The following is a 16,027-nucleotide window of genomic DNA, read 5'->3' as shown; positions in this document are numbered from 1 at the left end:
ATGAAAAAGAAAGATATGATGCTTGGAGCAGGCATTATTGTGATTGCGCTTGCGATGCTGCTTGTGATGCAGCTGACGAGAGGGGAAGAAGGAAACCAGATCCAGATTACGCTGGATGGGAAAATCTATGGAACGTATTCCTTATCGAAGGATCAGACCATCGAAGTAAAGGATGGCGATTTTTATAACCGGATCAGGATTGAAGACGGAAAGGCGTATATGGAAGAGGCGAATTGTCCGGATGGTTACTGCGAGGAACAGGGAAAAATCAGCGGACATACACAGACGATCGTCTGTCTGCCACATAAGCTCGTAGTAGAGATTCTGGAAAATGAGAATGACCAGAGCTTTGAAACTTCAGATCCGGAAGATGTAGCTCCAGATACGATCGCAAAATGATAAAGGAAAAACAGATGAATAAAAACAAAAAACTTGCCAATATGGCAATGCTGGTTGCACTGGCAATGATATTCAGTTATGTGGAAAGCTTAATACCGATCAATTTCGGGATACCGGGAATGAAGCTCGGAGTTGCCAATCTGGTGACTGTGACCGGGCTGTATTTCCTGGAGCTTCCGGAAGTATTTCTGGTGGTAGTTATGCGGATCCTGCTGACTGGCTTTTTATTTGGAAATGGAATGTCGATCGTTTACAGCCTGGCAGGAGGAATCTTAAGCTTTCTGGTTATGGCATTGATGAAGAGGCTGAAAGGATTTTCCATAGCCGGAGTCAGTATCGCGGGAGGCGTGTCGCACAATATCGGTCAGATTATCGTGGCATCCGTTGTAGTAGAGAATCTGAAACTGATTTATTATCTGCCGGCACTTCTGATCGCCGGTACAGTGACCGGATTCGTGATGGGAAGTATAAGTAAAAAGCTGCTTCCGATCGTAAAAAGAGAATCGGAGAGAGTGGCACAGATAGGTTAATTTTTTTGATTATGGGTTAGCAGAAACTAACTTAATAATAAATTTTATCAACAACAAGGAGGTAATTATGGGAAAGGGAACGATTAAGACAAAAGCTATGACAATGGCTGTGGCAATGTCGATGGTAGCCGGGCTCTGCCCGTCGACGGTGTTTGCGGCATCGGGAAGTGAAGTTGCGGCAGATGGGACTTATACGAAAACGGCGCATGTAACAAGAATAGAATCTGAAGATTCGGATGATGAATGGAATGAATATGATGTAGAGGTAAGTCTTACAGTAAAAGATGGAAAATTTGAAGATATTACTGTAACACCAGGAGAAGGATATGATTCTGGAAATAGCAGTTACTTTAATAAAGCTTATGATAAACAAAAAGGAATCAAGACATTACTTAAAGGACAAGCTGCAACAGAAGATGTAGTGAACAGTTGGAAAACAAAAAAAACTGAAACGGATACAGATGCAGTAAGTGGCGCTACACGTACAGCAATGGCAGTTAAAGCAGCTGCACTTGAGGCAATTCAGTCCGCACCAGTAGCTTCAACCGTAACGGTAGATACATCTGCTCTCGAAGCTGCAATTTCAAAAGCAGAAGGATTAAGTAAGGATGCATACACAGAAGCAAGCTGGACAGCAATGCAGGAAAAGCTGACAGCAGCAAAAGAAGCTCTTACAGCAAAAGAATCCCAGGAAGCAGTAAATACAGCAGCAGATACTTTAACAAAAGCAATTGATGCACTTGTGCAGAAAACACCAGATGCACAGAAAGAAGTCTATGTATTAATGAACATTCCATATGCTGATTTCTACAAAGCAGATGGAGTGACAGGTGCGGATGCCGTTTCATCAGCAACAAAACAGAAGACCAGAGCTTCACTTGCAGCAGGTTCTTATCATGTAAACAGTGACGGTTCTGATATTACAGGTGTGACATTCCCGGTTAAGATCAGTGATGCATCTGTATTAGAAAAATATATACAGATCACAGATGATAGTAAGGTGGATATTACAACATCAATTAAAGGAAAAGAATCAACAACAACGTATAATGGAAAAGATGCATTGTTTGAAAGCGCAAGCTATTCTTATTACACATTAAGTGATACACCGTCATATTATAAAGAAGCAACGGTAAATGCAGATGGAACATTTAACTTCAGTGAGGTAAAAGGAGAAGCTTCCAAAGTAAAGCCTCTGTCCGGTGCTACAACAGAATTTAAAACCTCGTCTAATTATGGTGATTACCAGTTAAATATAAATGGTCTTCCAACAAGTATTAATACAGTATATGGTGTTGTGATTAGTACAAAAGAAGGAAGTAATTACGGTCTTCGTCATGTAGAAAATATCTGGAAGCTTAAGGAGCAGGAGCAGAAGCTCGCATGGAGCACTGGATTTGTAACAGAATCACATGGAAACAAACTTGATTCCAAAGATTATGCTACCATGATGGGACAGACGATTAATAAAGTAACTTACTACACAAATGATGGTATTTATGAAATCCCGATGGACCAGAAAGTAGCGAAGAAATTTGATGGCGAAGTATCAGTGGCAGATATTTCTACCAAATCAGATACAACATCTGTTGTGGTAAGTGGACTTCCAAGTGATTTTGAAGAAGAATACAAAGTTGATGGAATCGGAATCGATGAAGATGCATATTCTGTGGAAATTAAAACAGAAGGTAAGACTACTACAAGAACAATTAAATTCAAAAAAGCTCTTACAAAAGGTCGATATACCGTTACACTTAGCGATAGGAGTGGCACTTATGTACCGATTTCAACTACTTTTAATGCTTATACAGAGACAATGCCGGTGAAATATAATGAAGATAATAAAGCACCGGCAGTTGTAAAGAATGACGATGTTACTGAAGAAGAATTTAAGACATATTTAGAAAAGATTAAATCTGTTACAGTGAACGGAAAGGAATATGCAGCATCTGGAAAGAAAGAAGTAAAACTGATTAAAGAAGATGGTAAACTTGATCTCGAGCAAAATGTATTTAAAGATGCAAAGGCAGGAGACGCATTTACTGTAACAATTGCAGAAGATGGATATCAGGCATATACATTTACTTATAAAGTAGCAGGAGAGGACAGTGAATATTCTTATGTTTATGTAGGAATGAACTGGTCAGAATACTGGGCAAATGAAGGTGTGTATGCAGCCGGAAATACCGAAGCATCTGGTGTTACTGATTCTCGTAATGAATATGATAAAGGCGCTTTTGATACCGTTACAAGAGCAACTGCAAATCATGGCTTACATAGAGGAAGTTTTCAGTGTACGGCAGTGATTAAAGATACAGATGGTAATCAATATAACCTGTCTTACTGGGACAAAAATGGAAAAGCAGTGATGACAGATGGCAGCATTTATACAAGAACTACAAATGCAGAAAAGAAGGCTGTATTTACTGCAGAAGATGGAAGCTCATTTATTCAGGCAGATTACAAAGTGACTGGTATAAAATATGTTCCTGTTAAAGTGAAAACAGCAGATTTAAGTGCATTGAAAGAAAAATATGTGGTTGTAGAAAATGGAGGCACATTGATTGGCGGATTTTCTGAAAACCAGCTTAAATCATATACAGCAATTGCAGATGTAACAGCGAATACGAATGGTCTTAAAACAGCAGAAAAGCAGAAAGATGGTTCTTTCACATTTTCAGCAAGAACAACAGGCTCTTATTCTGGATTAAAGGATACACAGCTTGAAACTGCTGATGTTACTCCAAATATTAGAGAAGGGGAAGCTGTTGGAAGCTATGGAGAATTCATACGTGTGGATTTAAATGGTAACTATGGTGGTCTTGGTTCTGCGATGCAGGCTGTCGAATGGACTTATTATGGAAATGATTCAACTTATACAACACCGGTAAGAACATTTGGAACAAAATTCGCGGCAGATAACTGGATGCACAAATCCATGGGTATTCAGCTTGGACTTACAGAATCTCTCAGATGTGAACTTCCAGAAGGAACAGATGGAACGGGTTACTGGAAATTGACTGTATATGGACTTGGCTATGCTGATTACAGTTATAACTTTGAAGTCGGAACAGAAAATATAGCGAAACCAAAAACTGCGAGTGAAGAAGATAAAAAAGCTTTACAGGCTAAAATTGATGAAGCAAGTGCATTGAAAGAATCTGATTATACAAAGGATAGCTGGGATAAGATGATGAGTGAACTGGAAGAATCGAAAGAACTTCTTGCGTCAGACAATCCATTACAGTCAGCAGTAAAAGAGCAGACAATTCACATGACAGAGGCAATTAAGGCACTTGTGAAAGCAGATAAATATATTCTCATGAACATCCCATACGCAGAATTCTACAAAGCTGAGACAACAAATAATGATATTGCCGTAGATGCATTTACTTCTGCAACAAAGAACAAGACCAGAACAACAGGTCTTGCAGGTGGATCATACCATGAAAACGCGGATGGATCCAAGATTGATGGTATCACTTATGCTGTAAAAGTAGATCCTTCGGTAGATCTTTCAAAATACAAAGAAGTAAAAGACAGCGATTCGGTGGAGATTACAGTTACAAACAGAGGAAAGACAAGTACTACAACTCTGACTGGAAAAGACACATTATTTGAGAATGCATCTTATGCATACTATCCACTTACAGAAGCACCGGCAAACTACAAAGAAGTTTCTGCTGATGAAAATGGAAAGCTTGTATTCGGTGAAGTAAAAGGACAGGAAGCGGAGGCACTGACAGGTGTCAAAGCAGAATTATTAACAAAGTCTTCTTACGGGGATTATCAATTGAACCTTGATGGTCTTCCGGAAGATAAAATTACTGCTTCGAATGTAAATGCAGTTGTAGTAAAGACAACAGACGGAACCGCTTATGGTATGCGTCATCTGGAAAATATCTGGAGGGGTAATGAGCTCGCATGGAGCACCGGATTTACAAGAGAAGTGCATGGTTGCCCGACATCATCTGAACATTACAAATCTATGATGGGCAAGACCATTGACAGCATTGAGTATTATACAACAAATGGGGTGTATACAATGGATATCGCAGATATCTATGTTCCTGTAAAATCAGAAACTACAAAAGTAGAAATTGCAGATGCAGATATCACAGCAGGTAAGACGACAATTGATGTACAGCTTCCGGAAGACTTCAAACCAGAATACAGTGTGGATGGACTGGATGTGTCGGTAGAAGGTAATGTACTGAGTTTTAAAGCAGTGACAGAGAGCAGAGCAGCAGCTTCTGTAAAACCTGGAAAATATACACTTACTATTAAAGATAAGAAGAACAAATATGCAGATGTTGTTACAACATTTACATTGACAACAAAAGATATGCCTGCAGCATATGATGAAGAGAATAAGAAACTTGTAGAGGCAGAAGGATTTGACACAGATGCGCTTAAAGCTTATCTTGGAAATATTACTTCTGTAAATGTAAATGGTAAAGATTATGCAGCAAGTGGAAGAGGCTCCGTAGTTATTATCAATAAGGATGGTACGATCAAGACAGATGCAGATCCGTTTAAAGATGCGGTAGCTGGAACAGAATTCCAGATTACAGTAGCTTCAACAGGTTATACAACTCCTGTTACATTTACTTACAAGATAGCAGAGACTCCGGCACCGGCAGAGGTTGATACAACAGCACTGGAAGCTGCAATTGCAGAAGCTGATAACCTTAAAGAAGCAGACTACACAGCAGAAAGCTGGAGTGTATACCAGGCAGCACTGCAGAGCGCACGTACTGCACTGGAAGCAAAGGAAAGTCAGGATGCAGTTGATCAGGCACTTGCTGCTTTAAATGCAGCAAAAGATGCACTGGTTAAAGCTGAAGAAGAACCGGTTACAATCAATACTGCTTCTCTTGAAAAAGCAATTGCAGATGCAAAAGCGCTTAAAGAAGCAGATTACACAGCAGATAGCTGGAAAGCACTGCAGAGCGCACTTTCAGATGCCCAGAAAGCACTGGAAGCAAAAGAAAGCCAGGAAGCAGTAGATAATGCAACAAACAGCCTGAACAAAGCAATCAAGGCACTTGTAAAGAAAAACAGCTCATCTGTAAAAAAGACAGATGGTACAACAAATAAATCCAAGACAAGCGGAAGTGATTCCGTGAAGACCGGAGATCCGGCAAGCGTATTTGGATGGTTAGGACTTGCAGTTTCTTCACTCGGAGCTGGTATGGGTGGATTTGCTTGGAAACGCAGAAAAAGAAAATAATAAAAAGATATGATTTTTAACAAATCATAGGATCCGGAAAGTCGGCAGACGGCAAGAAAAAGCCAGTTCTGCCGGCTTTTCTTGCTATTTACCGAACGAGAATGTATAATTTTTGGTAAAAGTATGATTTTTTGCATCAGAAGTATAGTTTTTGATAAATTCTTTATCATGTCTTATCTAAAATAAGAAGTAGGAAGATTATCAGGAATGGGGAAAATGGTATGAAATTATTAAAACTTGTGATTGTAGATGACGAACCAATCCTTCTGCAGGGACTGGTTAAGACGTACAACTGGAATGAGATGGGATTTGAAGTTGCCGGTCAGGCACAGAGTGGGGAGCAGGCAATCGAAGTGATCAAAAAAGTGAAGCCCCATGTCGTACTGACGGATATCCGGATGAAACAGGTTTCCGGTCTGATGGTGATGGAAGAGATCCAGAAGACAGAGCTGGATCCGGTTTTTATTGTGCTCAGTGCGTACCGTGATTTTAATTATGCACAGCAGGCGTGTGATCTTGGTGCATATGCATATCTGCTGAAACCAATCGAGGAAGATAAACTGCAGGAGACCATGCAGGGCGCATACCAGACCTGTATGGAGAAACTGGAGAGCGAAGAGCGTTATGAAAGCTGGGAAAATATGGTTCGAAAAGATTCCACCAGTTTTCTCCAGGTTGTTGTACAGAAATATTTACAGAATAAAATTTCCTATGAAAAAATGCAGGAAGTATTTGCAATCTTGAAAGATGTGATCGAAGAGGGCGACCGTTTTATTGCAATGTGTGTGGATCTTGATCTTACATATAAGATTACGGATGCACTGAATTACGAAGCAGCCAGGCTGGAATTGATACAATCTCTGGAAGAAATGTTTTCAGAGCGGTATTTTTTCTGGCATTTTGAAAAGGCAGAAGGCTGTCATGTATTTCTGATCAAGACAAAGGAAAATGCGTCAGTGCGCGAGATTGCGCAGATTCTGGAACAGGTTAAAAGGGAACAGAAAAGTCCGGTTACTGCATCGATTTCCAAACCGTATAAAGGACTGGATGGAATCCGCCGGAGTTACGAAGAGGCGCAGGGACTTTTCGAGCCAATCTGCAGCAGTGCCACAAATGAGAATACTTTTTCCATACCTGTGAAAAAGGAAGAAAAAGCGGCAAAAAGTGATTGTGAAGAGGCAGGACTTACGATCGTCAATGCTGTTCGGAAGAATGCGTTTAAAGAGTTAAAACAGGCTTTTATTGCGTTGATCTACGCACTTCCGCATGAGGAAGAGCTACAGATTCGTTATATACATAAGATTATGCTGCAAGCAGAGATGATGCTGAACGATACTTACGGAATGACGGAAAAACTGCAGAAACAGTTCCGGAATTATTATTCGAATATGGAGAGCCTGACAGCGGCACAGGCGGTAGATGTCAGTTATAGGATCCTCGGAGAAGCAATTGAGGAACGGGAAAAATACGCAGAAAGCGGAGAAAATAAATGTGCAAAGGAATATATGACAGTGGCACTTTCTTATATCGGTGAGCATTTGCAGGAGGAAGAACTTTCTATTGTTCAGGTGGCAACGCAGATTTATCTGAATCCGGTATATTTCGGGCGTGTATTTAAAAATACATTTCATATAACCTTTAAAAAGTATCTCTTACAGCAGAGAATGGAGAAAGCAAAGAGGCTGATCCAGGATGGATGTGAGAGTATAGGAACGGTATGTGAGCAGGTGGGAATCAGCAATGCATCCTATTTTTCACATTTATTTAAAGAATATACAGGAAAATTACCGAGTGAATACAAAAAGGATTACGAAGAATGAAGAAATGGGTGATTAAATCCGGAATACAGAGAAAATACCTTCGATATATAATGGGGCTGTTGTTGCTGGCAATTTTGCTGTCAAGCATCGGTGTTTGGATTTATGTAAGGCAGAGTCTGACCACAGAGGTTACAGATAAATATGAATTTTTAAATGAGAAGATGGGGCTGGCTCTGGATACACTGTCAAAAGAGGCGGATGAAGGGACAGCAGAATGTATTACTTACGATCAGGTTCAGGAAAGCCTGAAAAAAGCTTCATTTGCAGATGTGGAAAAGAACTCTCTTCAGAAATATTTTGCCTATATGAATCTGGATCATGTGGCAGAATACTGCTATGTGGATAATAAAAATAATGTTTATGCCAGATCCTACTCGCATATTGATTATGAAGATTTTTCAGACAGCCATCTGGAAGATTACATGGGAGATTCTTATGCGAAAACACAATGGTTCTGGGCGAAGGATACTCTGTTTGGGACGGAGAAAGAAGCATTGTTTATCGGAAGATATGTACACAGCATGGAATACGCCAGCAAACCAGGACTGCTGCTCATCAAGATGAATGACAGCTTTCTGGAAACGATACTTGGAAAGGATCGGAGTATGACAGATGAAGTGCAGATCGGAATTCTGGATAAGAAGGGAAATTTATGTGCTGATTGGTGCCCGAAAGGGACGAAGATTTCGGATGCGGTAAAGCAGGAAGTCTATAAGATCAGCGCACAGGAAACAAGTGGTATTCTTGCAAAAAGCCGGAGAGTGAGCGGTGGTGTCTGCTCCATTTACAAAGAAAGCAGCTCTGAAATGACGGTGTTCACAGTCGTTCCGTCGAGTGTGATGACACAGGGAACGATGAGGGTACTTACGGTGCTGATCGGGATTTATCTGTTTGTGGCAGTGGTAGCGGTTGTGCTCAGTATCTATTTTTCTAAGCGGTTCACCAGTCCGATCCGGGAGATCAGTGAAGAGATGACACAGTTTGACGGAAATGATTTCAGTCGCCTGATTGAACTGAATACCAATACAGAACTGGATCAGATCGGACATTCCTACAATAAGATGCTAAAAAATATTGAGAATCTTCTGGCAGAGATCAAAGAACAGGAAGGGGTGCTCAGACGGACGGAGTTGAACATGCTTCTGGCACAGATCAACCCACATTTCCTTTATAATACGCTGGATACAATTTACATGCTTGCGCGGATAAACGGAGAAGAGACAACCATGAAGATGATTCAGGCACTTTCCAAATATCTGCGTCTGTCACTCAGCAAGGGCAGTGATATCGTGACGGTGGAGGACGAACTGGAAAATGTAAAGAGTTATATGGAAATCCAACAGATCCGGAATGCAAATCTGTTCCGGTATGAGATTGAGTGTAAGGTGGAAGAGAAGAGTACGTGGATGCTGAAGCTGATCTTGCAGCCACTTGTCGAGAACGCGATCAAGCACGGATTCTGCGAAATTTATGAGAATGGTCTGATCCGGATTGAGATTGCGAGGGAGGATAGCCAGCTGAAAATCGTGGTATTCAATAATGGGAAGCCGATTGACCGGGAAATGATGGAAAAGATCAATGCCTTAAACGGGCATCCGATTCTGGAGGCGAAAAAATGCTTCCAGGATAAGGAACACGGATATGGAGTGGTGAATGTACTGACCAGACTGCGGCTGAAATATGGAGAGGATGTGCTGTTTTACTATGAGGCAGAAGAAAATGGAACTCGGTGTACAATCCAAATTCCGGATGACGGAAAGGAGAAACGTGATTTATAGAAAATATTTGCAATCGGTGTTTTGTATCGCACTGGTTCTGACAGTGCTTACCGGATGTGGTAAAAATACGGGGCAGACAAGCCGGAGCACAGAAAAAAAGGAGATTGATATTCCGATCATTCTGACGGTAGATCCGACTTCCGGCAAGAAAACGGAACAGGATGTCGTTGATGCATTTAATGAAGAATATGCCGGTACGTATCATATGCAAGTAGAATGGATCATGGAGACGGAAGAGGAATACCGAAAAAATCTGAAACGGTTAAATGTCACAGACGAGCTTCCGGCTGTGATCTATGATGTGCGCACCCTGCCGTCCTTTTATCAGATGATGGTTGCGGATGGACGGATCGAGAATCTGAGTCCGTATCTGGAAGAGGATGAAAAGTGGAGGAATATGATCGAACCGGCGGTGATGGAAGGCTGTACGGATGAGGATGGCAATATCTATCTTGGACCGATCAGTACGGCGGCATTTGCGTGCGCCGGCATGTTTTGGAATCCGGAGCTTTTTGCGGAAGCAGGGATTGAGAAATTCCCGGAGACATGGGAAGAATTCTGGGACTGCTGTGACCAGCTGCAGGCAAACGGAATCACACCGCTTGGACTTCACACTGAAGGAACCGGCTGGGCGCCGATGCTGATTGCAACAGCAGAGGCAGCACACACGGAAGAAGGCTATGCATTTATGAAAGAGCTTCTCCCAGAAAGCTATTCCAATGATACCGGTTTTGAAATTGCAGAAACCTTGCAGAAATTGTTTCGGTATACAACAGAAGATGCAATTCATGCAGACTACGATGTGGCATACAATAATTTTGTCACAGGAAAGGTGGCAATGATTCCGAACGGATACTGGATGATCGACCAGTTGCCGGAAGAATGGAAAGAAAAGGTAAGATTTTCCGCATTTCCGGGAAATAAACTGATCGCCTCACCGGAAACCTTTGGCTGGGCGGTGGTTTCCACTTACAGCGAGGAGGTCAAAGAAGGAGCGGTTGAATTTTTGAAATTTCGCACGAAATTCAATCTGGAAGAGAAGAAAGAGCTGATGGACAAGAACGGACGCACTGAAATCAGCCAGCTCCTTCAGGATTATGTAAATGCCTACAATAACAATCCGCAGATCGTTCCGAACTATCAGGTGAAATGGAACTCCATCCTTCAGGAAGAGACGATCGGGGAGTGCCTGCCACAGCTTGCCGCCGGGAAAATGACGCCTGCGCAGATGGTGGAGACTGCCGATGAAAGTATCCGGGAGTATGAGAAAGAGAGATGATGGGAGGAGAAGGCTGTTGGTGCCATTTTATCAATAACAAATTTTTTACATTTCGAAAAGTATATTTTTTGTTAAAGGAGGTTTGCGATTTGTTACAGCCTTTGATTGGATCCTTGCTATTATTTAACCATAGAAAAGAAATCCAGACGAGGAGGAACGAAAATTATGAAAAACAAAAAAAGATGGCTGGCACTGGGACTGGTAGGAATCATGACACTTGGATGCTTTGCAGGATGTGGAAGCAAGAGCGATGACAAGAGTGCAGACAGTAAAGGGGACAGCAGCAAAGGTTCTGTTTATTATCTGAACTTCAAACCGGAGCAGGATGAACAGTGGCAGCAGCTGGCAAAAGACTATACCAAAGAAACAGGTGTAGATGTAACGGTTGTTACAGCAGCTTCCGGAAACTATGAAACCACTCTGATGAGTGAAATGGGAAAGAGCGGAGCACCAACATTATTCCAGGTAAACGGACCGGTAGGACTTGCAAACTGGAAAGATTACTGCTACGACTTATCTGACACTGATGTTTACAAAGAACTCACAAGTGATGATTATGCACTGAAAGACGGAGATTCTGTAGCAGGTATCGGATACGTTATCGAAACATATGGAATTATCACAAATAAGACATTATTAAAAGAAGCAGGATATACACCGGATGACATCAAATCCTTTGCAGATCTGAAGAAAGTGGCAGAAGACATTACAAAGAGATCTTCTGAACTTGGATTTTCTGCATTTACTTCAGCAGGTATGGACGGATCTTCTGACTGGAGATTCAAGACACACCTTGCAAACCTTCCAATCTACTTTGAATATCAGGATGAAGGAATTAACACAACAGATGCAATCAAAGGCACATATCTTGACAATTATCGCGATATGTGGGATCTGTACATCAACAACAGCACATGCGATCCGAAGGATCTTGCTGCAAAGACAGGTGACGATGCAAGAAATGAATTCCTGAATAAAAAAGCTGTATTCTATCAGAATGGTACATGGGAATATACACAGCTGATCGATGGCGGTCTTACAGATGATGATCTGACCATGCTTCCGATTTACTTTGGTGTAGGCGATGAGGCAAACCAGGGACTCTGCACAGGTACAGAAAATTACTGGTGCGTAAATAAAGAAGCGGACGAAGCTGATGTTCAGGCTACATTAGATTTTATGAACTGGTGTGTAACTTCCGATGAAGGAACAAAATGTATGGCAGACGATATGGGATTCAACATTCCGTTTAAGAAAGCTCAGGAATCTCAGAATCTCTTTATCAAAGAAGACAAACAGATGACCGAAGACGGAAAGACTCCGGTAGCATGGAACTTCTCAACAATGCCTTCAGAAGAGTGGAAAAATGGTGTTGGATCTGCACTGACAGCTTATGCAGCAGATCAGACAGATGCTAACTGGGATGCAGTAGTAAGTTCATTCGTAGATGGATGGGCATCTGAATACAAACTTGCAAATGAATAAATAAGCTGCATAAAAAGAACTGACCTAGGGGCAGGCAATCTGCCTGCCCCTTTTTTTTATGAAATGAGAGTTAACCTGGTAGGGAGATCCTTCCGGGCAAAAGGAAAAGAGGAGGATTTCTATGGAGAAGGCACTTAAAAAACATGCACCAATATTTGTTCTCCCAACATTTCTTGCATTTGTGATCGGATTTATCATTCCGTTTGCACAGGGATTTTATCTTTCTTTCTGTAAATTTACAACAGTAGGAAATGCAACATTTGTTGGAATATCAAATTATACAGCAGCGATCAAGGATACATCCTTTACGAGTTCATTTAAATTTACAGTATTATTTGCGATTGTATCGATCTTACTGATTAACGTACTGGCATTTGGTCTGGCACTGCTTCTGACACAGAAGTTAAAGGGAACAAATATTTTCAGAACTATTTTCTTTATGCCGAACCTGATCGGTGGAATCGTACTTGGATATATCTGGCAGATCCTGATCAACTGTCTGCTTACGATCATCGGCCAGCCTCTTCTGGCACTGAATTCTTCAGCCGGTTACTGGGGACTTATCATTTTGATGTGCTGGCAGCAGATCGGATATATGATGATCATTTACATCGCAGGTCTTCAGAATGTACCGGATGATCTGATCGAAGCAGCAGAGATTGACGGAGCAGCAAAGTGGGATATCCTCTGGAAGATCAGAGTTCCGATGGTAATGTCTTCCATCACGATCTGTGTCTTCCTGACACTTACCAATTCATTTAAACTGTTTGACCAGAACCTGGCTCTTACAGGTGGAGATCCGAACCATGCGACAGAAATGCTGGCACTGAATATTTACCAGACATTCTACGCACGTGCCGGAATGCAGTGGAAAGGTTATGGGCAGGCAAAAGCAGTGATCTTCTGTGCTCTGGTTATTATTATTTCACTGGTACAGCTGCAAGCAACAAGATCTAAGGAGGTGCAGCAGTAATGAAAAAGAAGAAAAGTATTGCAAATACAATATGGACAGTCATTTTAACAATTGCGGCACTCGCCTGGGTTTATCCGATCATCATGATCCTGATGAACTCTTTGAAAAAAGAATCAGCGATCAGTACAGGAACTGCATTTAAACTTCCGACTGCAGATGCATTTGCAGGAATCGCAAACTATGTAGATGCCATTGCTTCAAAAGGATTTTTAAGCAGTCTTGGATACAGTACATTTATTACGCTTACTTCTGTGGTTGCTATCCTTGTATGCTGTTCAATGTGTGCATGGTATATCACCCGTGTAAATAGTGTGATTTCAAAGATTTTGTATTATCTGTTTGTATTTTCAATGGTTGTACCTTTCCAGATGGTTATGTTCACCTTGTCGCAGACAGCAGATACCTTAAAGCTGAATATGCCATGGAATATCTGGGTGATCTATCTCGGATTTGGCGCAGGTCTTGCGGTATTTATGTTCTGCGGATTTGTAAAATCGATTCCGGTAGAGATCGAAGAAGCTGCGATGATCGATGGATGTAATCCGTTGCAGACCTTCTTTTTGATCGATATCCATATCCTGAAGCCTACCATGATATCCGTAGGTATTCTGGAAGCAATGTGGGTATGGAATGACTACCTGCTTCCAACTCTTGTACTTGATATTAAGAAATATAAAACAATCCCGATGCTGATCCAGTATTTCCGCGGAAGTTACGGAAGAGTTGAAATGGGACCGATGATGGCAAGCATCATGCTTACAGTAATCCCGATCATCATTGTATATCTGGCAGGACAGAAGTACATCATCAAGGGTGTTGCTGCAGGAGCTGTAAAGGGTTAGAAAAATATAGTATAAATTTGGCGGACAGGTGTTGCTTGTCCGCTTTTTTCAGTTTTGACATTTTGATTGAAAAAAGTAATATTTTTACAAAGTGATTGGGGACGAAATGACAGGAAATAAATAGAAAAAGCTTGCAAATTTTGAGAGTTTCCGTTAAGATATTGCGAAAATGGTAGAAAACATTGAGAAAGGAAAGAAGGTATGTTTCAGACAATTATTGGGGCGGTCAGCTCATTTATGTACAGCAAACTTCTGGTGATTATGCTGATCGGAGCAGGTTTATATTTTACAATCCGGACAAGATTTCCACAGGCGCGTTTATTTAAGAGAGCCTGTGAGTCCGTGATGGAGAAGCCGGACGATAAAGAGGCAATCTCATCATTCCAGGCATTGATGGTTTCAACGGCATCGAGAGTAGGAACAGGAAATATTGTCGGGGTGTCATCAGCAATCTGTATTGGGGGATTTGGTTCTGTATTCTGGATGTGGGTGATTGCGATCATCGGAAGTGCGTCAGCACTGATTGAAAGTACGCTGGCACAGATTTATAAGAAAAAGGGAGAGGATGGGAAATGCTATGGTGGTCCGGCTTATTATATTGAGGCGGCGCTGCATTGCAGACCACTGGCAATCGTGTTCTGCATTGCCATGATCATGACTTATGCATTTGGATTCAATATGCTAGCATCCTATAATCTGCAATCTACATTTTCCGGATTTTCTTTTTATGATCCGAAGGTAAGCCCATGGATCATTGGCGGGATTCTGGCAGTTCTGACTGGATGGTGTCTGCTTGGCGGCGGTAGCCGTATTGTAAAGGTGACATCGACGGTTGTGCCGGTGATGGGACTTGCATATATCGGAATTGCGCTGATTGTGGTTATCATCAATATCCGCAATGTACCGGAAATGTTCCTCCGCATTTTTGAGGAAGCGTTTGATTTCAAAGCAATTTTCGGAGCATTTGCAGGCTCCGCAATGATGCAGGGAATCCGCCGGGGACTGTATTCCAACGAAGCCGGAATCGGTTCGGCGCCGAATGCATCCGCTTCTGCAAACGTCAGCCATCCGGTCAAACAGGGACTGGTTCAGATGTTGTCTGTCTTTATCGACACGCTTTTACTGTGCACGGCAACAGCGATGATGTGTATGTCATCCGGCATTGATCCGACAAAAGAAATGCAGGGCGCGCCATGGGTTCAGGCTTCCCTTCAGGAGTCACTGGGAACATTTGGACCGGTATTTATCACGGTGGCGATGGTATTTTTTGCGTTTACAACGTTGCTTGGAAATTGCTTCTATTGCGACAACCTTCTGACCTATATTCATAAAAAGGAACCAGACAGAAACTTTATGCGAGGGTTCCGTCTGGTATCGGCATTTGTTGTATTTTTAGGTGCAGGAATGGAAATGTCACTTTTGTGGGATCTTTCGGATGTGCTGATGGGCGTGATGGCTCTGATCAATATTCCGGTGATCCTGATCCTGTCCGGGACGGCATTTAAGGCACTCCGGGATTATGAAGATCAGTTGAAGCGGGAAGTAAATCCGGTGTTTAAAAGTGCGGATATCGGGCTTGCGCAGAAGACGGATTTCTGGAATTAGGAAATCTGGGAGGCTGAACAGGATAATAATGGAAGTATGTGAACTGGATTTTACAAAATCTGTCTTATGAAAATTTGGTGTGA

10 protein-coding genes are annotated in these 16,027 nt (G+C 41.8%); all 10 read left to right on the top strand.

The features are described from left to right. The 10 genes from PG766_RS06550 (at nt 1) to PG766_RS06505 (ending at nt 15,944) form a co-directional block, all read left to right on the top strand. Entirely contained in the window at nt 1–399 is a 399-nt protein-coding gene (locus PG766_RS06550; protein ID WP_270590630.1) for a NusG domain II-containing protein, read from the top strand. Nucleotides 400–413: 14 nt separating this feature from the next. Next, nucleotides 414–929, top strand: a complete 516-nt coding sequence (locus PG766_RS06545; RefSeq protein WP_270590629.1) for a Gx transporter family protein — start codon at nt 414–416, stop codon at nt 927–929. A 67-nt stretch (nt 930–996) separates the two neighbouring features. Next, on the top strand, nt 997–6,162 hold the full coding sequence (locus PG766_RS06540) for a penicillin-binding Tp47 domain C-containing protein (RefSeq protein WP_243014378.1): 5,166 nt from the start codon (nt 997–999) through the stop codon (nt 6,160–6,162). A gap of 221 nt (nt 6,163–6,383) precedes the next feature. After that, nucleotides 6,384–7,982 carry a response regulator gene (locus PG766_RS06535; protein WP_118198715.1) on the top strand — a complete coding sequence of 533 codons (1,599 nt, stop codon included), beginning with the start codon at nt 6,384–6,386 and terminating at the stop codon, nt 7,980–7,982. Beyond that, entirely contained in the window at nt 7,979–9,760 is a 1,782-nt protein-coding gene (locus PG766_RS06530) for a sensor histidine kinase (protein ID WP_117557092.1), read from the top strand. Before PG766_RS06535 ends, PG766_RS06530 begins: the two co-directional genes overlap by 4 nt. Continuing rightward, the gene (locus PG766_RS06525) at nt 9,750–11,039 is read left to right on the top strand and encodes an ABC transporter substrate-binding protein (protein WP_243014377.1); all 1,290 of its coding nucleotides are present in this window, start codon (nt 9,750–9,752) and stop codon (nt 11,037–11,039) included. The genes PG766_RS06530 and PG766_RS06525 overlap by 11 nt, the downstream gene beginning before the upstream one ends. 165 nt (nt 11,040–11,204) lie before the next feature. Then, nucleotides 11,205–12,524: an ABC transporter substrate-binding protein gene (locus PG766_RS06520; RefSeq protein WP_118198714.1), complete on the top strand. Its 1,320-nt coding sequence runs from the start codon at nt 11,205–11,207 to the stop codon at nt 12,522–12,524. A 121-nt stretch (nt 12,525–12,645) separates the two neighbouring features. After that, nucleotides 12,646–13,497 (top strand): carbohydrate ABC transporter permease, encoded by an 852-nt coding sequence (locus PG766_RS06515; protein WP_118198713.1) that lies wholly within the window; start codon nt 12,646–12,648, stop codon nt 13,495–13,497. Then, nucleotides 13,497–14,339, top strand: a complete 843-nt coding sequence (locus PG766_RS06510) for a carbohydrate ABC transporter permease (protein ID WP_118198712.1) — start codon at nt 13,497–13,499, stop codon at nt 14,337–14,339. The genes PG766_RS06515 and PG766_RS06510 overlap by 1 nt, the downstream gene beginning before the upstream one ends. Before the next feature lie 201 nt (nt 14,340–14,540). Further along, complete coding sequence (locus PG766_RS06505; RefSeq protein ID WP_118198711.1) at nt 14,541–15,944, top strand: alanine/glycine:cation symporter family protein; 1,404 nt, start codon at nt 14,541–14,543, stop codon at nt 15,942–15,944. The last annotated feature ends 83 nt before the right edge of the window (nt 15,945–16,027 follow it).

The organism is Coprococcus sp. LG101-27, from assembly GCF_027695515.1.
Lineage (GTDB): Bacteria > Bacillota > Clostridia > Lachnospirales > Lachnospiraceae > Allocoprococcus > Allocoprococcus comes.
This window is presented reverse-complemented; position numbering and strand designations above follow the sequence as displayed.

Bases quoted from the DNA above. Each gene is read 5' to 3' on its own strand.
- PG766_RS06550 (WP_270590630.1), top strand. From the start codon at position 1: ATGAAAAAGAAAGATATGATGCTTGGAGCAGGCATTATTGTGATTGCG.
- PG766_RS06545 (WP_270590629.1), top strand. From the start codon at position 414: ATGAATAAAAACAAAAAACTTGCCAATATGGCAATGCTGGTTGCACTG.
- PG766_RS06540 (WP_243014378.1), top strand. From the start codon at position 997: ATGGGAAAGGGAACGATTAAGACAAAAGCTATGACAATGGCTGTGGCA.
- PG766_RS06535 (WP_118198715.1), top strand. From the start codon at position 6,384: ATGAAATTATTAAAACTTGTGATTGTAGATGACGAACCAATCCTTCTG.
- PG766_RS06530 (WP_117557092.1), top strand. From the start codon at position 7,979: ATGAAGAAATGGGTGATTAAATCCGGAATACAGAGAAAATACCTTCGA.
- PG766_RS06520 (WP_118198714.1), top strand. From the start codon at position 11,205: ATGAAAAACAAAAAAAGATGGCTGGCACTGGGACTGGTAGGAATCATG.
- PG766_RS06515 (WP_118198713.1), top strand. From the start codon at position 12,646: ATGGAGAAGGCACTTAAAAAACATGCACCAATATTTGTTCTCCCAACA.
- PG766_RS06510 (WP_118198712.1), top strand. From the start codon at position 13,497: ATGAAAAAGAAGAAAAGTATTGCAAATACAATATGGACAGTCATTTTA.
- PG766_RS06505 (WP_118198711.1), top strand. From the start codon at position 14,541: ATGTTTCAGACAATTATTGGGGCGGTCAGCTCATTTATGTACAGCAAA.